The organism is Wolbachia endosymbiont (group A) of Longitarsus flavicornis, from assembly GCF_963931955.1.
Classification (GTDB): domain Bacteria; phylum Pseudomonadota; class Alphaproteobacteria; order Rickettsiales; family Anaplasmataceae; genus Wolbachia.
This window is the reverse complement of sequence record NZ_OZ008337.1, coordinates 386,535-407,328: the sequence shown is the minus strand read 5'-3', so window position 1 is coordinate 407,328 and position 20,794 is coordinate 386,535. Positions and strand designations below refer to the sequence as shown.

The following is a 20,794-nucleotide window of genomic DNA, read 5'->3' as shown; positions in this document are numbered from 1 at the left end:
GTACAGTTGTGATAGATGCCCAACAAGTCTATTTTTAAAGCCCACATCCTAATAAACTATTCTGCCGAGCTTCCAATACCTTCACATTTACTATTTTATCTCTATACTTCCCTTCAGGATCATCAATGCACACTGATTGCATATATGGGCTTTTACCAATAATTTGGTTTTGGTGTTTACCTTTTTTATCGCTAAATAGAACAGGTATAGTTTTGCCTACCATACTCTGGTTAAACTCAAGTTGCTGTTCACTAATTAATTTCTGTAAACGAAGAAGGCGCTCTGTTTTAACCTCTTCTGGTACTTGATCTTTTCTTTCCGCTCCCGGTGTGCCTGGTCTTGGGCTGTATTTAAAACTATAAGCCTGAGCGTATTTTACTTTTTCTACTAATTTCATAGTTTCTTCAAAGTCTTTTTCGGTTTCTCCAGGAAAACCAACGATAAAATCAGAAGAAAATTCGATTTCAGGTTTCAATTTGCGAAATCTGTCTATTATTTCCAAATACTCCTCTGCAGTGTGCTTTCTGTTCATCGCGTGCAATATTTTATTCGAACCTGACTGCACAGGCAGGTGAACAAACGGCATGAGTTTTGGTTCTTCCACATGTGCCAAGTAGAGAGATTCGTGCATATCTCTTGGATGAGAAGTTGTATAACGAATCCTCTCTAGCTTTTCAATTTTAGCAATATGACTAATTAATTTTCCTAAATCCCACACTTCCCTTTCGCATTCCCCATGGTAAGCATTGACGTTCTGACCAAGCAAATTGATTTCCTTTGCTCCGTTTGCAACTAATTTCAATGCTTCGCGGAATATTTCATTTACTGGTCGTGAATATTCAGCTCCGCGAGTGTAGGGCACCACACAAAACGTACAAAATTTATCACAACCTTCTTGTATGGAAAGAAACGCAGAAGACCCTTGGCTATTGCCGTAACATTCATCTGGCAATTTATCAAACTTTGCAACTTCCGGAAAATCAGTATTTATTACATGACCTTTACTTCTGCTTGCTTTGACTATCAGTTCTGGTAAAGCGGCAATGCTTTGCGGACCAACAACAATATCCACAAATGGGGCTCTTCTGAACACTTCTTCTCCCTCTGCTTGCGCTACACATCCAGCCACCACTATAGTCATTTCTTTTCGTAACGAATGAATCTTCCCAAGCTCTGAGTAAAGCTTTTCTGCTGCCTTCTCTCTAATGTGACAAGTGTTCAGTATCACCAAATCAGCTTTTCCTGCATCACTAACAACGTTGAACCCTAGAGGTTTTACCATATTTTCCATTAAAACGGAATCATAAACGTTCATCTGACAGCCGTAAGTTTTAATATATAGGCCTTTCATATTTGGTATGTCTTTTTCAAAATTTCTTCACCCTACATGTAAATGTCTAACAGACCAGCGCGTGACGCTAGTGAACTTGCTAGCACAATAGATTTTGACAAAATTATACGAAAAACTAGATCCCAATGTCAAGCACTGGAATGACAGCAGTTCTACGTCATACCGCCGCGGTATCTCTTAACATAGATCCCGCTAACAAGCAGCGGGATGACGGTTGTCGTTTATCAAATCGTCGGTAAACCTAAGTTACTTTAGCTATATAAAAGCAGAACTTATAACTCAGTTTGTGGTATACCATTGACTAAAGTAGTTTCCGAATCACTCCAATGAGATAAACGCTGATATTTTTCTGGTTCCTGTATTTCACTCAACTTACTTTGCACTTTATCACAAGCCCATACAAGTGGCGTTATAATTAACGCGGCAGCCCAAATGATAGCAGCGCAAGCATAACTTACAATCTTATTAAATACTCTAGCTACTGCACTAGCACAATCTTGCCCAGCACTTAAAAATGCATTTGAATGATCAACTAATGACTTTGTACTTGCTTTTAAACAATAGTCCCCTGTTATTTTTGACAATAACTTGGTTGGAAAGTATGACAAATATGCCACCATCAAAAATAAAGGTTGCAATATTATGCTAGCTGCTAAAATAGAACTCAGTGCACACAATGAATACACTTTCTCTGCTCTGTAACCCATATACTCTCGACCTTTTTTGTATCGATCATTATAATCGTCTTTACTCTCAACTCCACAAATTACATCTTTTACAGGTCCTAATATATTATCAACATAATGTACAGACTTATAGAAACTACTTTCTGGAACTAGTGTGCAATCTTCTGCTCTCTTAGCAGGTACAACTCCATATTCAACGTACCTTTTAAAGTATCGATATACTGACATTACCCTCTCCAAATCATAAATATGCAACATAGTCAATAATGATTAAGAAATAGTTTATAATAAATATGTTTTAAGATACCTGCCTGTAACACTTTCTGGAATTTTTACCACTTCTTCTGGAGTTCCAGTAGCAATCACTTCTCCGCCTTTTATTCCGCCCTCTGGTCCGATGTCTATTATATAATCTGCAGTTTTTATAACGTGCAAATTGTGCTCGATAACTATAACAGTGTTTCCCAGATTGACTAATCTATGGAGTATTTTTAGTAAGTTATTTATATCTTCAAAGTGTAATCCAGTTGTTGGCTCATCAAGAATATACAATGTTCTTCCGGTAAATCGTTTTGATAGCTCTTTGGACAGCTTTATTCGTTGTGCTTCACCCCCAGACAACGTTGTTGACGACTGTCCGAGTTTTATATAGCCAAGCCCTACTTCCTGCAAAGAAACCAACTTTTCTTTTACCATTGGAAGGTTTTCAAAAAAATCACAAGCCTGATCTATCGTCATATCAAGCACATCAGAGATTGATTTTTCTTTATAAGTAACTTCCAATGTTTCCCGATTATACCTTCGCCCTTTACATTGCTCACACTTCACATAAACGTCCGGTAGAAAATGCATCTCTATCTTTAAGTGCCCATCACCTTTACAAGCCTCACACCTTCCCCCTCTGGTATTAAATGAAAACCGGCCTATATTATATCCCCTTGCTTTTGACTCTGGAAGACCAGCAAACCAATTTCTTATATGAGTGAACATACCAACATATGTTGCTGGATTTGACGCTGGAGTTCTACCAATTGGCGACTGATCAACTTCTATAATTTTATCTACGTATTCAAGACCTTCTATCTTATCGCATTGGCCATACCTTGCAGACGAATGATGTATCTTATGTGCTGAATATTTATATAACGTTTCTATGACTAAACTTGATTTTCCTCCTCCTGATATTCCAGTAACACAAATAAGATTCCCTATAGGAAATTTAACGTTTACATTTTTTAAGTTATTTTCACATGCATTTATTACTTTTATGAACTGAGTTGCTTGCTTTCTTCTCCTTGGAATTAAAATTTTTTTCTCTCCACTCAAATATTGCCCTGTTATGCTCCCTGAATTTCTTTGCACCTGGTCTGGTGTTCCTTCTGCAACAACTTTTCCACCATTTACGCCAGCTCCAGGACCAATATCAATCGCATAATCAGCAGCCATTATTGTATCTTCATCATGCTCAACAACGATTACAGTGTTACCCATGTCTCTTAAGTTTTTTAGTGTGGCAATTAACCGATCATTATCACATTGATGAAGGCCAATCGAGGGTTCATCAAGAACATATAAAACCCCCGTTAATCCTGAGCCAATTTGCGAAGCAAGTCTGATCCTCTGACTCTCGCCGCCAGAGAGAGTGCTAGATTCTCGATCAAGCGTTAGGTAATTCAACCCTACATTCTTTAAAAATGTTAGCCTCTTGATTATTTCACTTAGTATTTTATTTGAGATTTGCTTCTGTTGTTCTGTGAGCTTGTCTGGCAAATTTTCAAACCATTTAAGGGATTCATCGATGCTGAGCCCTGATATTTCACCTATATGTTTGCTATCAATTTTTACTGTAAGCGCTTCTTTTCTCAATCTATAGCCAGTGCATTCTCTGCAGTGAGTAACAGAGCAATATCGCTCAACAAGCGTTTCATCATAATCCATCTGGTTTTCTAAGATACTGACCAAACCTTGAAATTTATCAGAGCCAAAGAGTATCATATCTTTTACTTTTTGATCTATGTTCTTCCACGGAACATCAAGGCTAAATTTGTAGTTTTCAGCTAGTGATAGAATTGCACTTTTTAGAAATCCATAACCTGTGTGCACTTGACGGAACATTGATCCCACTGGCTTTAAAGCGCCTTCAGATATTGAAAGAGTTTCATCTGGCACTATCAGCTTTACATCAATAGCCAGCTTTTTACCAAGCCCATTACACGAACCACATGCACCGTAAGGGCTGTTAAAAGAAAATAATCTTGGTTCTATTTCCTCAAGAGTGAAACCAGACTCGGGGCATGCAAAATTCTCTGAAAAAGCCAGAATTTGACCATTGTTATACTCAGAATTATGGTTGTCAGGTAGGTTCACTACTTCTACATACATTAGACCATGACCAAGTTTTAGTGCGGATTCTATACTACTTGGCAGTCGATTTCCTATATCGCCCAATATTGATATTCTATCTGCAACCACAAAAACGTCGTGTTTCTTGTTCTTATCGAGTTTAGGCAAGTCATCTACATTGTACACTTCACCATCTATTTTGAACCTTACGTAACCTTGTCTTTTAATTTCCAATATCTCTTTGAGATGTTCTCCCTTTCTACCACGCACAACAGGGGCAAGTATATATATTTTAGTTTCTAAAGGTAACGCAATTATAATATCTACAATTTGAGATACAGTTTGTTTTGTTATTGGTAATTGAGTTGCGGGTGAATAAGGAACTCCTATTCGTGCATACACTAAGCGCAAGTAATCGTAAATTTCGGTAACAGTTCCAACGGTTGACCTTGGATTTTTTGAGATAGATTTTTGGTTGATAGATATTGCAGGAGAAAGACCTGTAATCGACTCAACATCTGGTTTATCCTGAATGTTGAGAAATTGACGTGCGTAAGCTGATAGGCTTTCGACGTACCGGCGTTGGCCTTCCGCATAAATTGTATCAAAAGCAAGGCTAGACTTGCCAGAACCACTAAGCCCAGTTATAACAACCAGCTTATTTTTCGGTATATTGACGTCTACACCTTGCAGATTATGTTCTCTTGCGCCCTTAACTCTGATAAAATCGTCCATACGTCACGTATTTTTAACCATTATAGCCTCAAAATACATGAACTTACAGTAACTTTCCACTGATTTTTTAACTACTACGGAGAATGAGGTAGCTTTTGATAAATTGCTATCCCATTGCTTGTCGGCGAAATCTATGCGATGTACAGTTGTGTGTCAGCTACTTTGATGACGGGAAAAGGGCTACTTGGATATCACCTCTTCACAAAAATTTTATCAGTAATACGCATATCAATTATACTCCAATTGCTGAAAGTAAAATCAGTTGTATTTTGCAAGTGGTTTAAATAGTCCCATGCACTATAAGGGTTATCTTCAGGCAGTTTCACTGTGGAATCGTTATCAAGTATGATATTCCATCTTCTATTCCCTATATAAGCAAAGGAAGAAATGTGGTCACTTAATTGAGTTTTACTCTCTAACACATCTTTAACAAATTCTAGGTTTGATAACGAGTTTTGTCCTGTAATTACAACAAGATCATCTATTAAATAGTCATCTACGATCACTTTACCTTCGAAATCAATTACCGAAGTTTTGTTATTATCTTTCCAGAGAGCAAACGGTTTATGCTCATCTATATTAATGTGTAGAGTATTGGGCAAAATTCTGTGAACTCTTACGTATTTTATCCATCTGCTTACAGATTGTATACTATCTATAAGTTTTGAGAGTGATATATACATGATAGGTTGCGTTCTATCTACCAAACTTAGAATGTCCTTTTCGTTTGCAAATTTGTTGCCGCTCACGACTACTTCATCGATTGAAAATCCACTACTGAGTAATAAGCTGGATAGGCAGTCATTATACCAAGCAAAGTAGCAATTAAATCGATTTATTATTTTATCGAGTGAACTATAAAGTACTAATGTAAAAAAAAGCGCAGTTATAATAACGAAAGCGCACTTGCGCAAAAAACGCCTTTGGCTTCTAGTAACATTGTTCAACATCTGCTTGATCTCTAATACTCTTGTGCTGTAAACTGTCTTCAACAATAATTTTAACTAATTCATTAAAATCAATTCCTTTTGTCGATTTTGCAATTTCTGGCACTAACGATAACTCAGTAAAGCCAGGATGTGTATTAATCTCAAGCATTTTTAAAGTGTTATTTTGGGGATTATAACGAAAATCTGAGCGGGAAATAGTTTTGCATCCTAAAAATTGATGAACTTTCAGTGCGTGTTCCAAGGTCATTTTATATATGTTGTCAGGAACTTCAGCAGGAAATATATGTGCTGCAAATCCATCTTTATACTTTGCTTCATAATCATAGAATTTATTTTTTGGTCTTATTTCTATAGTACCGATTGCTTCACTCAGTAGTACAGCAGTGTGTAATTCTACACCTGGAACGTATTCTTCTATGATCATCAAGTCTCTTGTCATCCAAGTAGCTCCTTCCTTGTCATCCAAGTAGCCAGACACTGCCTGGTCACGTGCTGGAAGCATGTTTTTTAGTTTTAAATAATCCTCATGCGAGAAAATTATGTGCACTCCGATGCTAGAACCTTCGTTAATTGGTTTTAAAACGTACGGATAATCGATTTTAATATTATTTTTTAGTACATCTTCTCGGCTAATTACATAACCTTTTGGAGTATCAATACTAAGGGACCGGAATATATGTTTTGACATTGCCTTGTTCATAGCAACAGCCGAAGCCATAACTCCTGAGTGTGTATATTTTATACCTAAGATTTCCAATAAACCTTGAATGCAGCCATCTTCACCATAAGGTCCATGCAGAGCTATAAAAGCAAGGCCCGGATTAATTTTTCTAAGCTTTTCAGCAACGTTGCTGTCAACATCTATTTCTATTGCATTATATGAAAGGCTATCAAGCGCCTTCTTTACTGCTTTTCCGCTCATAAGTGATACTTCTCTTTCACAAGAAAATCCACCACTCAAAATTGCTATAGTTGGAACCATAAGCATTCTATGTTTTACTATAAGCATATAAAAGATGCTCTTATCTTCAATAGAAAAAATGCTTTGAAAAATCCTCTATCCTATCCACTCTGAGAAGCTATTATCTTCTTATGCTTCCAACCAAGCAATAACTATTCATACCATATGGGTAAGGTCACGCGCTGGAATGACAATAAAGAGCATATGGTTATGCAAGAAGTCTATTTCTTACCCTTAATCAACTCTAAAGCCTTCTTCAAATCTATGCTTTCAATATCTGCACTCTTGCCCAAAGCAACGTTTGTTTTACCGCATTTTATATAGAATCCGTACCTACCGTTGCAGATAAAAACTTCTTTTCCTTTTTCATTAAGCCCGAGAGATTTTAACTCTTTGCGTGGACTGTTTGCAATAATTTGTACAGTTTCGCTCAATTCTGTATTCAGCACCTCTTTGGAGCTTTTCTTAAGAGAAAAGTATTTACCATCATAGAAAATATAGTATCCAAATCGTCCAAGGCCTATTTTTACTTCCTTTCCGGTTTCTGGGTGTTCTCCAATTACTTTTGGCAAGGAAAGTAACTGAGTAGCGGTATTCAGATCAATCTCATTAACATTTATATCTTTTGGTATAGAAACCGCTTTTTTCTTTTCTGACTCATTATTAAACTGCAGGTAAAGCCCAAAAGGACCTTTTTTAATTACTACCTCTTGTCCTGTGATATCATCTACACCTAAACTTTTTGGATATTCTGAATTGTCGTTACTATCTGTAATTTCTTTTGTATGGTTGCATTCAGGATAGTTAGAACATCCAAGGAACACTCCGGCTTTTCCAAAGTTCAATTTCAATATGCCACCTAAGCAGTCAGGGCATTTCGTATTCACCTCTTTTCTTCCTTCTTCTGAACAAAACCAATCGACTACCAAATTGTGAATGCCGCTGAAAACTTCATCATGCGTCATTTGCTTGACAGAGTTTACATGACCAAAAAATGGCACCCAAAAGTGGCCTAATTCTTTTTTCCAATCTGCATGTCCATTTGAAATTAAATCAAGCTTTTCTTCCATTTGTGCTGTGAAGTCATACTCTACACAACGCTGAAAAAAGGTTTCTAAAAATATAGTAACGATTTTACCACGACTGCTTGGAATAAACCTTTTGCTATCCAATGAAACGTACTCACGATCTTGTAATACCGAAATAATTGTTGCATAAGTTGACGGGCGACCTATACCGATTTCTTCCATTTTTTTAACGATACTTGCTTCACTATAACGAGGTGGCGGTTGAGTGAAATGCTGTTTTGGCTCAACTGAAATCAACTTACACGCTTCCCCTTCCTTCATGGCAGGTAGCAGACCTTCATTTTCGGCTTCCATGTTATCTTGGTAGACTCTATAAAAACCATCAAAGAATATACTCGATCCACTTGCTCGCAGAACTACTTTTTGATCAGTAGAACTAATTTCAACTACCACTTGATCAAGAATCGCTGATTCCATCTGACTTGCAATGGTTCTTTTCCAGATTAAATCGTACAACTTAAATTGCTCTGGCGTTAAGTAATCCTTAATACTACCCGGCGTTCTATTGATATCAGTTGGACGAATTGCTTCATGTGCTTCTTGAACATTTTTGACCTTTTTTACATATTTACGAGGAGACTGCGGTAAATATTTATCACCATATAATGACTTAATTGACCCTCTAATTGAGTTTATAGCCTCATCTGCAATATGAAACCCATCTGTACGCATATAAGTTATCAACCCTACAGTTTCACCACCAATATCGATACCTTCATATAAATTTTGCGCTATGCGCATAACACTTTTCACATTAAAATACAGTTTATTCACTGCATCTTGCTGAAGACTTGAAGTAATAAACGGAGGAAGCGGGTTTCTCTTAACTTGCTTGCGTTCTACTGTGCTTACAGCATATTGCCTTGACTCAATCTCCCTGACTAAGTTTTTTGCTTCTTCTTCATTCTTAATATCAAATTTTTCTAGCTTTTTATTGTCATAGTGGCTTAGCATAGCAAAAAAAGCCTCATCTTTGCTATTTTGCATTTCTGCCTTTATGCTCCAATACTCCTGTGTTATAAATTTAATAATTTCATCTTCTCGTTCGCATATAATCTTTAATGCAACAGACTGCACTCGCCCTGCAGACTTGCTCCCCGACAATTTTGTCCACAGCAGTGGTGACAAGCTAAATCCAACTAGATAATCCAAAGCTCTACGTGCTTGTTGTGCACGCACTAAATCCATATTTATTTCACGTGGATTCTTTATTGCTTCTTGTACTGCTCTTTTTGTTATCTCATTAAAGACTACTCTATAAATGTTGTTTTCATTACTGATTGCTTTCTTTTCTTTTAATGTCTCTATCACATGCCAAGCCATTGCTTCCCCTTCTCTGTCTGGGTCTGTTGCAAGATATATATCTGATGTTTTGCTTGCGGCTTTTACTAACTCTTTTATATACTTTTCTGCTTTTTCAATGGTTTCATACTTTATAGCAAAATCATTATCTGGATCGACAGAACCGTTTTTTGCTGGAAGATCTCTCACATGTCCAAAGGATGCAGCTACTTTGAACTCTTTACCCAAATATTTACCTATTGTTTTTGCTTTCGCAGGTGATTCAACTATTAATAATGCCATATTGTTAATTATTTTAGTACTTAAAGATAATATGTTGAGAAATATACGATGAAAAGTAAAAAAATATTTTAATAGGTCTTGTGAATTTTACAAAGTAGGTTATTCATGGTTTCCAAAAACCCCTTGGACACGGTTGTCAGGCTAGCCACCTTCCCCTGTCATCCGAGTAGCTGACACTGGTTTACTTTATGATGATGTCATCTCAGTGCTCCTTTTTTTGTCATCCAAGTAGCTGACTACTTGGATCTGGTAGGCTTAAATCACAATGCCCGTAAAGCTGCGACCCTAGAGGTACTGTTTCTCACCCACTGCAAATATTGCACGGTACTATCCACTTGGTCGTCGTGGCGCGTTTCTGGGAACATTAAAATTTCATACTCAAAATCATTCAGCCATACTGCTTGGTGCGGCAAAATAATCCTGCCAGACTCTATCATCGGAGCAATCCGGTGGAATCGAGTGAGCTTACCATCATGTGGCACTATTTCGATAATGGGCAAATGACTGTTTGCCTTCAGCTCTTGTGCTAATTGCTGACCACTTGTTTTGGCTTCGATCAAAATCGCGTGTGGTGACCATCTTGCAGCTAGTGATAAAACTTGTTCTTTAAGCTTTGGATACTCAAGCTTTGCGCGATATACATCAAGTAAATAGAATTTATTATCTATTTTTGCCCAGGTGGTGCAGACACTAAAGTTGCTCATGTCGCTTGTTGAAACCGCAGTATCCCAACTTTGTGTTACATGCGAGAGATTATCAGGAACATTTTTATAGCGCTTTAGCCACTCTCGTTTGACTATACCACTTGAAAGCGGCAGAGGGTTTTGTTGATATTGCGCAGCAAAAGCATAACTCCCAAGTTCAACTTTTATCGTCTCAACTTCTTCTTTTCCTCCATCGAGGGGATATAGCAACTGACCTTCTTCTCTTGAATATAATATCCTTACAGGTGACGCTGGTTTATTATATAATCGCCTGGTCGCACAGTGCTGAGCTACTCGGATGACAGGAACGGGAGGCATTGGCTTTTTGATTGAATAAATAACCTGCTTATTTTCAGAAATCATTGGCAAACAAATATGATGCCATATGTTTTTTGGCTTGGAGAGGAAGGTGTCCAGTTAAGTCCTCCTGGTGTAGCCTGTGCATTACAAGAACGATGACTCCTTTTTTTCTATCGTTCAGCCTCGTTACTAAAGTCTGATCAAACCAGTTTGTGGCACGCTTTCTAAGCGTTTCACTCAAAGCTTGAGCAGAACTGAGCGGATCGTCCACAATGATAAAATCACCACCTTCACCAGTTAGTGTTCCACCAACTGATGTTGCGATTCTGTATCCTCTCTGCACTGTTTGAAATTTATATTTGGTATTCTGGTCTTTGGATAGTTCTATCTCTGGAAATAGCGCTCTATACCAACTAGACTGCATCACGCACCTGGTGTCGAGCGAGTGCTTTTCGCTGAGCCGCTGAGAATAACTTGCAACTATTATTCTCGCAGTTGGTTGGTTTCCCAGTATCCATGCAGGCCACGCAACACTCACGCACAGGGACTTCATTGAACGCGGAGGCATATTGAATATTATTCGTTTCACTTCACCAGCGCTCGCCGCTTCCAGCCTATCTGCTATGACTTTTATGTACCGATAATTATTATACTCACATCCCGGCACTACCGTTTGAAAGCATAACTCAATGAATTTTAGAAAGTTCATGATATAATGTTGAAACCAACGCGTGACGCTGGGATGACAAAAAAAGGAGCACTGAAGGCTATAGGTGAGACGTCGCGGTATCTCTAGATCCCGCTAACAAGCAGCGGGATGACGAGCTTATCTTCATGCCGCCACGAACCGTCATACCGCTGCGGTATCTCAGCCGCTAACAAGTAGCGGAATGACAATAATCCTACGTCATACCACCGTGGCGCTAACAAGAGATCCCGCTAACAAGCAGCGGGATACTTAGGGATGACGGTTGTTGTTTAGCTATAAATATTAAGAAATTTACCAAATGAAAAAAAAGGCAAAAGAAGCCCTGGGGTTATTATCCGCTTTAAAATATTGGCGTTTTTTATGTTTTAAACGCTTGACAAGCAAGATTAAGCTGCTTTTAATTGCAACTAACTTACGCTGCAAATGTTTAAGAAATTTACTAAGCAGAAAAAAAGACAAAGAATCCCCGAGTTAGCTAGTCTTTTACTATCTCTGTCGAGTATTGGCATTTTTTGATGTCTTGTAACGCTTTATAAGCGCGTTCAGCTTATTTAGATAAAAATCTAGATGTAGATGAAGTTTTGTAAAGACATACAGTATCTATATACTGCAAAAAATTGAACATAAGACGCCGATACATTAAGTAATCCTTACCTTTTAATCTGCAGATTGGCGAAAGCAAATACAATAGCTTCACTATCATGATAAGGGCGCTGGCGGAGTTTGTCAAGTAAGTTTTTTGTTCCTACTGAATGACAATTGTGGCTTGGGCAAGAAATCCATTGATGTGAAATACTGAGCGCTCCTACCCCAATAAGCCCACAATTTCTGCTTACACTTTATGTATAGGCTCCAATTGTCGCAGGTTGACTATAAAAACAACTACTACTTTTGGAATTATTATTTTGGTCTATTTGTGACTCACTAATCATAGTTCGAACGAGATTAGTTGCCATAAAAGCACAGCCTAGAATAAAAAAGGCAGTAGAAATCAAGGGGATGGTAGGGATTGGTGTCATGAAAGTAGCTTGACATTCGTATCCAGTTTTCTTTATAATTTTCTTTGTGAAAGAACAAAAGTGCTTATTTGTAACCATAGCTGGCTTACCAAATGCTGGAAAGTCTACATTAATTAACAGCATCATAGGCAAGAAGATTGCAATTGTTACCCCTAAAGTGCAAACAACAAGGACACAAATAAGGGGTATTGCAACATGCAACAACACACAAATTGTCTTTACTGATTCCCCAGGAATTTTCTCAGCAGAAACAAAACTTGAAAAAGCTTTAGTCAAGTCTGCATGGTCAGCAATCAAGGGTGATGACATCACTTTGTTGCTTATCGATGCAAGCAATTATTTGAAAAATATAGAAAGAATCAAGACCATATTCGCGCGGCTGCAACGTACAAAAGGCAGATGCATTTTGGTTATCAATAAAACTGATTTGGTAAAAAAGCCTGAATTAAAGATGGCGCATGAGCATCTGAATTTGCTTTATAAATTTGAAAAGGTTTTTATGATATCAGCATTAAAGAATGATGGACTTTCTGATTTGATGAATTACTTATCTGAAGTTGCATCGGTGAGCCCCTGGTTTTATGAAGAAGATCAAATAACCGATTCCTCGACAAATTTTTTATCAGCAGAAATTACGAGAGAAAAATTATTCTTGAACTTGCGTGAAGAATTGCCATACTCTACGGCTGTTATAACTGAACAATTCGAGGAAAAAAAAGATAAGAGTTTAGTCATCAAACAGATCATATTTGTGTTGAAAGATAGTCATAAAAAAATAGTGCTAGGGAAAGATGGCAGTAATATTAAAAAAATTAATATCGAAGCGCGTGCTGAACTAGAAAAATTATTTGAGCGCAAGGTACATCTCTTTTTATTTGTGAAAGTGCGACCTTGGATCGACCGTCCTGAGGAGTATATAGGCAATGCTTAATTCTTTATTGGTATTTGATATTGAAACTATACCAGATGTAAATTCCTGCAAGAATTTACTCAATATTAGTGATGATAGTAGTGTAGAAGAGAAGAGGGATGCATTAACAAAATATCATCTTGAAATAACAAACGGGCAAAACTCTTTTCTGCGTCAGCCCTTCCACCAAATTGTAGTTATTAGTTTTTTACTTTGCAATATAAGCTACCAGAGCGGTTATGAGGTGTTCACACTGCAAGAAATAAGATCTGGAGGCACACTAAATTCCAGTGAAAAGGAACTAGTGAAAGGATTTTTTAACTACATATCAGAGAAAAAGCCAAGATTAGTTTCGTTCAACGGACGCACTTTTGATATACCAGTGCTGAAGTATCGTGCTATGGTCCATGGCATTCAAGCAGAATATTTTCATAAAGCTGGTGATAAGTGGAATAGTTACAATCAGAGATATAGCAGTGATTGGCATTGTGACTTACTTGAAACCCTCTCTGATTTTGGAGCCTCTGCGAGAGTAAAAATGAACGAAGTTTGTGCAGCATTTAATCTTCCTGGTAAGATTGGAGTTGATGGGTCACAAGTTATGAGCTTATACGATAGCGGCAAGATACAAGAGATTCGAGATTATTGTGAAACAGATGTAATTAACACTTATTTGATTTACTTAAGGTTCATGCATCATCAGGGAAGGATTACTACTGAAAGCTACAACAAAAGCGTGGAAGAGCTGCTTTTAGAGTGCGAAAAAAAAGAATACCTAAAGAAATTTAAAGAAGAATGGGAAATAACTTGTGGTGGAAAGTTTTGTATTGAATTTAAATGAACAGATATTATGGAGCAATCTAACAATTGCTCCATAATAGTAGCTATCCACCCATTGCAATAGATGAGAAGTTTTCATGTGCTATCTGCTCAACTTCTGCTTGTTCAACCTGAGAAGAACTTTTTAATTTATTATCTTGATATTCCTTTTTTACTTTCTCAAAAAAATTTGACCCACCAAAAATATAATTTACCGCATTGGCAACGTAATATTGAGCATTACCTCCAACCGCACAGCTAATCCGACTTAATGCTCTAGCAGGATAGTAAAAGAGAGAAACATCATTATTTGATCGAAAATCACTTTCATCCACCATCTTGATAGCTTCATGATAACCATCTATTCCATGAAAATAGCCTATACCAGAATATCCTTCTGGTGCTGATACTCTTAATTGTGCACCTACGTGAGCATAACCAAACGAACCAGGGCACGCTGCTGGTACTGGATCTTGTCTGTGGTGAGTGACCCTTATGGTTTTTTCCTGAAGAGCGTCATTATAAATTTCACTAGCAGTAAGATCAAAAACCCTTGGATCTGCAAAAGTTGCAACATGAACATCTTCAGCTCCTTCCGTTTTGTTGAGGCATAAAGCAGCTATCTTAGCAATAGCTCCTCCCATACTGTGACCTGTGAGATTGATTTTAAAATCTTTGATTTCTGATCCTTGTTTTTCAGCATGAGATTTCAAAATGTCATAAAGATTAGGCCATGAATCTATAAATGAATTATAAAAACCGCCATGCATTCTCCCACCTTCAGGTAAAAGTTCCGAAGTAGCAAACACAAAGTTTAGATCAGTGATTACATCGTTTAAACCATGGCTCGGACGAGTACCATGGTAAGCTATTGTTATTTCTTTACCTTTTATAAAAACATGACCAGCATCTTTTTCGAAGCTATTGCCAAATGGAATAATTTCATAACCTTCGCTAATAAGTTCAGCTCTAGTTTTATATATTTTTTCATTTTTATAAATTGGTGCTTTAAAATTTTCTTTATTTAACTTGTCGTCGTTATCACCATAGCTTATTTTACAGAAATTACTCATTTCTAATAATTTCTCTTTATTAAATCCTGCAATTTCTGCAATACTTTCATCTATTTGGTAAGAAGAAGGTAAAGAATGTGGTTCATTTGGGTCAGCAGGATTTATAAATTCATAATCTTCAATGATATCAAATTCATCATCATATTCTTCCATCTTACATTTGCCGTCATCTGCTAAGATGGAGCTTGATTGTTCTAATTGTGAATCTATACTACTTGCACTAGTACCTGTGGCGCTAAACCAATTGCGTAAAAAACTAAAATCCATAACTACCTCAATCTATTATCAGCTAAACAACTTATTTAACTATAATGTAGATTGACATTATTGTCAATAGTGTTTTCTATAATCTTTCTATTGCTAGAATAAAAAAAATTTACTTCCATAGAATAAATAGTAGAGTTATAATGCACTAACAGGCAAAAAATATTAACTTCTGTGCTAAGTTTTAGTTAATATACACGTTGGGCATATTAAAAAAGTTGTCTTTAAAGTGTTGCATTTTACTTTTGTTTTTGCTATAAGATTGCCTTAAGTTGAATTTTCAACATTTTTTATATTTAAGACAATGATTTCGAAATTTTTTGGGGGCACTTCATGAAAAAATCTATGTATACTAGAACTGCTCTAGCTTCTTTATTAACTTTATGCTCTTTCAGCAGTTTTGCAGCTGACTTTCCTGATGAGAGTATGAAGGAAATAAAAAAGCAAGAGAGCACAAAAACTTCTGGAAAAACAGAAGTTATGAAAACATCAAATAAAAAACTAAAAGAAAAGATGGACAGAATATGTAATGCTGATCCAAGAAAAAAAGCTGAAGAGCTTAAGAAAAAGGAAGAGATGAGATTAGCGGCCGAACAGAAGAAAAAAGAGGAGATCAGGCTAGCAAATGAGAAAAAAGCAAAGCTTATAGAGGATTCAAAAGCGAAAGCTCTAAGCGCTAAGAATTCTAATATAGAAAAAGGTAAAGTTTCAAAAACTAAGCGTTCTAAAACTAAGAATGCTAAAGTTGAAGCTAAAGATGTAAAGAAGGATGTAAAAGTTGTTAATCAAAATACAGAGAAAAAAGGTAAGGCAGATGCTGTTGTCTCAGTTGGTGGTGTTGATATTATTGATACCAACCAAGGGCAAAGTAATTTAAGAATAACTTTTGGTGGTGTTGTTGATGCTCAAGGTTATGGTAAAGCTGGACCAAGTGGTGAAGATTATAAACGTTATAACGTTATGCCAAATAGATCTATAGAGTATTATACTGCCCCTCAGGATAAGATACAAGGAGCAAATCCCGTATTCCCTAGTGGAATAGGAAATATTGGTGATTACAGCAACGATATGGGTATGATCGCTGATGCAATATTGCACCTCAGAGCAGAAAATAAGAATGAAGATTTAGGTCTTCTTTATGGTGCTGACGTGCAGTTTCATGTTCCAGTGACCGAAGGTAAGGGAGCTTCACAGGGTGTTTATGCTGCGAAAGGCAGAAGTGCGCATGTGTTTGTTAACTCAAAATATGGTGACGTGAAGCTTGGTTACCAATTTGGTCCTGAGGCTCTGATGAGACTTGATGCAACAAGAATTGCAACTGTTGACGGAGCTGCAGATAGTGACTGGTTCAGAAAAGTGAACTTAGAAGGAAGCGCTGCTAGCTTTCCATTTTATGTAACACCACGTCTTTACACTGAAAGTTTTTCGAGTGAAAGTGAAAAATTCTCTTTCCGCATGGCAGGGAAATATAATAAAGGCGTTATGACTACACTGCCATTTAGAGTTGCTTACTACTCACCAAATTATATGGGCGCAAGGTTTGGCATCAGTTATGCACCTCGTTATGATAGTAGTTTGTTTACTGTAAAAGAAACAGTTCCTTTTGAGGAGGATATAAGTGGTACCAAGGTGATAAAGCATAAAGAAGAGATAAAGCATGTCGGTCCAGACTATGAGCACATAATAAGTGCTGGTGCATCATATGAATATGACTTTGATAAACATAACATAAAAGTTAAAACTTCTGCAGTTGGTGAATATGGCTTTCCAAAGCAACCAAGTAAAGATAAGCATCTTTATAAGGAATTTGTGGAGTATAATGACCTGATGGGTGTTAATTTGGGTGTAAGCGCTGATTATAAGATTAATGAAGACCAAGGCGTAAAATTTGCTGCCTCTTTTGCATACTTGGGCAAATCTGGTCAACCGAAGGGTATTCAAACGCTGGAAAAAGGTACTGGTGGTAAACCTGATAAATATGAATCGCTTCTTGCTACTAACAAAAGAATGGAAGGGCTGGAAGCTCAATTTGGTAAAGATAGTATAGATACCATGTATTGGACTGTAGGAGCTGGTTATCAACATGAGAATATCTACACAAGTTTGACATACTTTGGTAGCAGAATGAATGATGGAGATGTGCTTCATGATGGTGCACTTGGCGTTCAATATGATCTATCTCCTGCATGCAGTAAGAGCAAATTTGTTCCTTATGCAGCCTTACATTATTTTATGACTGATGAAAAAGGTGCGCTGAAAGATCAAAAGGATACTGATGTACCTTCTAACCAAGGAATTCTCCTTCTTACTGGTGTGAAGTTTTCTTTCTAATCAGCCAGTACACACCACAATTTAATGTGGTGTGTATTTCCAGGTGAAAATTATTTATATTGAAAAAATTTCCAATATATGGTATAATAGCTTAAAGTAGAAGTAACAATATCATGGGTATAACAGTAAATCTTGATGGAGAATTTGAGAAAATAGTACAGTCTCATTTCACGTTACAAAATCGTTCCGTACCACAACAAATCGAGCATTGGGCTAAAATTGGTCAAGTTGTTGAAGATAACCCTGAGCTAAGCTATAACATCATTAAAGAAATTTTATCAGGTATTGAAGATGCTAAATTAGGCAATATTGAAGAGTATAAGCCTTTGTAGCCATATTCCATAAGTGCTCCTTTTCTATCGTCTCAGTGCCAATTTTTGTCATACCAGTATTTCTCTCCTTGTTATCCCAGCACCCCTCTCCTGTCATTCCAGTCTGGAATCCAGCTTTTGATCGAAAATGTTGTATAATGCACAATCAATTTTTCTGGATCCCAGTGTCTGGGCACTGCCTTTGTGTTTGAGGCAAAACCGGCTATAACACTTAACATACTACCTTTACAAACATTTGTTTGTAAAGCTGTATGTCAAGCACTGGAATGACACCCTATGGTCACCGGAATGACGCTTTATGGCTACTTAGATGATGAGAAAAGAACACACTGCCCTTATTCTACTAGCCGTATAGCTACTTTCAAATTCAATCAATTAAACAGGAGTCCCCTATGCAAACCACACTAAAAAATTATTTAGCTGGAGAATTACTTACCACTGCTACGTGCTGGAAATTAACGCTTGTAGGTGGAGAAGTAATGGGATTCACTGACTATGATGAAGATTTAAATATTGATAATATACTCTATAAATCTTCAAGTGGATTTACAGCCAGTAGTATAATATTAAACAGCGATTTAAAAACTGATAATCTAGAAATTGAAGGGATATTAAATAATGCTGATATTAAAGAAGAAGATGTTTTATCAGGAAAGTACGACTTTGCAAATATTGAGATATTTCTTGTGAATTATAAAGACTTGACCCAGGGGACAATGAATCTACATTCAGGAACTTTTGGTAAAGTGACATTAAGTAGTGGAAGATTTATTGTTGAAATTAGAGGGCTTTCAGCAAAGCTTGAGAGAAGTATAGCAGAATTATACTCTCCTGCATGCAGAGCACAATTTTGCGATGATAAGTGTAAAGCCGATACTAAAAAATTTAGTAAAATAAGTACAATCACTAAAGTAATAGATGAAAGAAGATTTGAAGACACGAATTTAACTGAGAGTGATGAATATTATAAGCACGGAGTAGTGAAATTCTTTGGCTCAACAGCGTTTGAAGGTGTAGTAAAAGAATATAAAAATAAAGTAGTTACGTTGTTTACTTCGCCTCCATACCAAATTTCTGCTGGGGATAAATATTCAATACTCGCAGGTTGCGATAAAACATTTCCAACTTGCAGAAGCAAGTTTAACAATACTGTAAATTTTCGTGGTGAACCCTATATACCAGGTTTTTATATTGTTTAGCAGTACAATTTTCAATATTATGAATACATGGAAAGGTGGCTGAGTGGTCTAAAGCACACGCTTGGAAAGCGTGCACATATGAAAATATGTCGGGGGTTCGAATCCCCCCTTTTCCGCATATTACTTCTAGAATGGTATAAAACCCTCGGTCGCGCGCACAACTTGTATCTTTCACTATGTAAGATATTAGAGCTAAAATATCTTACAGGAAGGGTGAAGCTGACGCACAACTGATGCCAACAAGGCCGACGTACAGATTTGCTCCCCTTCCACGTAGAGTTAAAAGACTGAACAGTATCTTTGGAATTATATCCCGTATTTACAAGGTTGGTCTAAACTCTCAGTTTTATTTATAGTTTTGGAGACGGGTTTATGCAAGTAAATGCTATTTTAGGTGTAGACATTTCTAAACAAAAATTTGATGCTTGTTTGTTGGTAGGCAGCAAAGAACGACATAAAGTTTTTCACAACAACAAGGAGGGCTTTGAAAAGCTTGTAGCTTGGTGCAATAATCATGAAGCAAAACTTATTCATCTATGTCTCGAGGCAACTGGTTGCTATAGTGAAGATTTGGTTAACTTTATGTACGATCTGGGATATAATGTAAGTGTGGCAAACCCAGAAAGCTTTTGGCAAAAGTGAGCTACTGAGAAACAAAACAGATAAGTCAGACGCTGCCATGATTGCTAGGTTTTGTATTGCTAATAAACCTAATCTTTGGAAACCTGCTCCTCTTGAAGTTAGGTGTTTAAGAGAACTTTATCGTTGTTTGCAAACGCTCAAAGATGACAAGTTGCAACAAACGAATCGCTTAGAAAACAAAAACATGTATTCCAGTTGTAAACAAGCCATACTTGAAGTAATTGCTACAATAGAAACACAAATTGCTGCGCTAGAGAGAGAAATTAATAGGCATATAGATAACCATCCACACCTAAAAAATATGATAGAAAATATCAAGACTGTAAAAGGTGTAGGACATCTTACTGCTATAGCTGTTGTTGCGGAAATGCCATCAGTTGATAATTTTGATCATGCTAGGCAATTCACAGCCTTTGCTGGTTTAAATCCACAGCATTATCGATCAGGATCATCCGTAAGTAAAAAAAGTCGAATATGTAAAATAGGATCTGAGCGTATTCGCAAAGCTCTTTATATGCCAGCTATAGTAGCCAAGAATCATAATTCTCACTTTCAAAAGTTTTGCCAACGTTTAGAAAGTAAAGGAAAATGCCCAATGGTTATAATTGTTGCGCTGATGAGAAAACTAATGCATGTATTTTTTGGTATTCTTAAAAACAATCAACCATTCAATGGTGGTTTAGTTAAGTGACTCATTGACATGAGAAAGTTGCTTACCTTTTCTAACTCTTTGACCAGAGATAGTAGAGTTTTTACTGAGAAATGTAACAAATAGGTCAGCTTCCCTAAATTAG

At 36.9% G+C, this 20,794-nt stretch carries 12 protein-coding genes, 1 tRNA gene and 2 pseudogenes; 7 read left to right on the top strand and 8 right to left on the bottom strand.

What is annotated here, in order from left to right:
* Window positions 1–34 precede the first annotated feature (34 nt).
* The 7 genes and pseudogenes from miaB to terL form a co-directional block, all read right to left on the bottom strand.
* Window positions 35–1,351, bottom strand: coding sequence for a tRNA (N6-isopentenyl adenosine(37)-C2)-methylthiotransferase MiaB (miaB, locus tag AABM58_RS01995; protein ID WP_338406164.1), 1,317 nt, complete (start codon window positions 1,349–1,351; stop codon window positions 35–37).
* Between the two features lie 272 nt (window positions 1,352–1,623).
* A complete protein-coding gene (locus AABM58_RS01990) occupies window positions 1,624–2,265 on the bottom strand; it encodes a hypothetical protein (RefSeq protein WP_338406163.1) in 642 nt (213 codons plus the stop codon).
* A 54-nt stretch (window positions 2,266–2,319) separates the two neighbouring features.
* Window positions 2,320–5,115, bottom strand: a complete 2,796-nt coding sequence (gene uvrA / locus AABM58_RS01985) for an excinuclease ABC subunit UvrA (RefSeq protein WP_338406162.1) — start codon at window positions 5,113–5,115, stop codon at window positions 2,320–2,322.
* Between the two features lie 191 nt (window positions 5,116–5,306).
* Window positions 5,307–6,065 carry a cell division protein FtsQ/DivIB gene (locus AABM58_RS01980; RefSeq protein ID WP_338406161.1) on the bottom strand — a complete coding sequence of 253 codons (759 nt, stop codon included), beginning with the start codon at window positions 6,063–6,065 and terminating at the stop codon, window positions 5,307–5,309.
* Window positions 6,046–7,053 (bottom strand): D-alanine--D-alanine ligase, encoded by a 1,008-nt coding sequence (locus AABM58_RS01975; protein ID WP_338406879.1) that lies wholly within the window; start codon window positions 7,051–7,053, stop codon window positions 6,046–6,048. Before AABM58_RS01975 ends, AABM58_RS01980 begins: the two co-directional genes overlap by 20 nt.
* A gap of 194 nt (window positions 7,054–7,247) precedes the next feature.
* Window positions 7,248–9,698 carry a type I DNA topoisomerase gene (gene topA, locus AABM58_RS01970; protein ID WP_338406160.1) on the bottom strand — a complete coding sequence of 817 codons (2,451 nt, stop codon included), beginning with the start codon at window positions 9,696–9,698 and terminating at the stop codon, window positions 7,248–7,250.
* Between the two features lie 260 nt (window positions 9,699–9,958).
* Window positions 9,959–11,411 (bottom strand): annotated as a pseudogene (terL, locus tag AABM58_RS01965) (phage terminase large subunit).
* 1,065 nt (window positions 11,412–12,476) lie between these two features.
* On the opposite strand from terL, the gene era reads away from it, so the two are divergent.
* Together era and AABM58_RS01955 are read left to right on the top strand one after the other, a co-directional pair.
* Window positions 12,477–13,361: a GTPase Era gene (gene era / locus AABM58_RS01960; protein ID WP_338406159.1), complete on the top strand. Its 885-nt coding sequence runs from the start codon at window positions 12,477–12,479 to the stop codon at window positions 13,359–13,361.
* A complete protein-coding gene (locus AABM58_RS01955; RefSeq protein ID WP_338406158.1) occupies window positions 13,354–14,181 on the top strand; it encodes a 3'-5' exonuclease in 828 nt (275 codons plus the stop codon). The genes era and AABM58_RS01955 overlap by 8 nt, the downstream gene beginning before the upstream one ends.
* Before the next feature lie 43 nt (window positions 14,182–14,224).
* On the opposite strand, the gene AABM58_RS01950 is transcribed toward AABM58_RS01955, so the two are convergent.
* Complete coding sequence (locus AABM58_RS01950) at window positions 14,225–15,499, bottom strand: lipase family protein (RefSeq protein ID WP_338406157.1); 1,275 nt, start codon at window positions 15,497–15,499, stop codon at window positions 14,225–14,227.
* A gap of 330 nt (window positions 15,500–15,829) precedes the next feature.
* On the opposite strand from AABM58_RS01950, the gene AABM58_RS01945 reads away from it, so the two are divergent.
* The 5 genes and pseudogenes from AABM58_RS01945 (at window position 15,830) to AABM58_RS01920 (ending at window position 20,691) form a co-directional block, all read left to right on the top strand.
* The gene (locus AABM58_RS01945; RefSeq protein ID WP_338406156.1) at window positions 15,830–17,827 is read left to right on the top strand and encodes a WD0745 family porin; all 1,998 of its coding nucleotides are present in this window, start codon (window positions 15,830–15,832) and stop codon (window positions 17,825–17,827) included.
* A gap of 113 nt (window positions 17,828–17,940) precedes the next feature.
* On the top strand, window positions 17,941–18,159 hold the full coding sequence (locus AABM58_RS01940; protein WP_338406155.1) for a TA system antitoxin ParD family protein: 219 nt from the start codon (window positions 17,941–17,943) through the stop codon (window positions 18,157–18,159).
* A 392-nt stretch (window positions 18,160–18,551) separates the two neighbouring features.
* Window positions 18,552–19,358 (top strand): DUF2163 domain-containing protein, encoded by an 807-nt coding sequence (locus AABM58_RS01935; RefSeq protein ID WP_338406154.1) that lies wholly within the window; start codon window positions 18,552–18,554, stop codon window positions 19,356–19,358.
* Between the two features lie 29 nt (window positions 19,359–19,387).
* A tRNA-Ser gene (locus tag AABM58_RS01930) sits at window positions 19,388–19,474 on the top strand.
* A 256-nt stretch (window positions 19,475–19,730) separates the two neighbouring features.
* Window positions 19,731–20,691: pseudogene (locus AABM58_RS01920) on the top strand (IS110 family transposase).
* The last annotated feature ends 103 nt before the right edge of the window (window positions 20,692–20,794 follow it).

Coding starts and splice junctions, on each gene's coding strand:
- AABM58_RS01935 (WP_338406154.1), top strand. CDS start 18,552: ATGCAAACCACACTAAAAAATTATTTAGCTGGAGAATTACTTACCACT.
- AABM58_RS01975 (WP_338406879.1), bottom strand. CDS start 7,053: ATGCTTATGGTTCCAACTATAGCAATTTTGAGTGGTGGATTTTCTTGT.
- miaB (WP_338406164.1), bottom strand. CDS start 1,351: ATGAAAGGCCTATATATTAAAACTTACGGCTGTCAGATGAACGTTTAT.
- uvrA (WP_338406162.1), bottom strand. CDS start 5,115: ATGGACGATTTTATCAGAGTTAAGGGCGCAAGAGAACATAATCTGCAA.
- AABM58_RS01940 (WP_338406155.1), top strand. CDS start 17,941: ATGGGTATAACAGTAAATCTTGATGGAGAATTTGAGAAAATAGTACAG.
- AABM58_RS01950 (WP_338406157.1), bottom strand. CDS start 15,499: ATGGATTTTAGTTTTTTACGCAATTGGTTTAGCGCCACAGGTACTAGT.
- AABM58_RS01955 (WP_338406158.1), top strand. CDS start 13,354: ATGCTTAATTCTTTATTGGTATTTGATATTGAAACTATACCAGATGTA.
- AABM58_RS01980 (WP_338406161.1), bottom strand. CDS start 6,065: ATGTTGAACAATGTTACTAGAAGCCAAAGGCGTTTTTTGCGCAAGTGC.
- AABM58_RS01945 (WP_338406156.1), top strand. CDS start 15,830: ATGAAAAAATCTATGTATACTAGAACTGCTCTAGCTTCTTTATTAACT.
- topA (WP_338406160.1), bottom strand. CDS start 9,698: ATGGCATTATTAATAGTTGAATCACCTGCGAAAGCAAAAACAATAGGT.
- AABM58_RS01990 (WP_338406163.1), bottom strand. CDS start 2,265: ATGTCAGTATATCGATACTTTAAAAGGTACGTTGAATATGGAGTTGTA.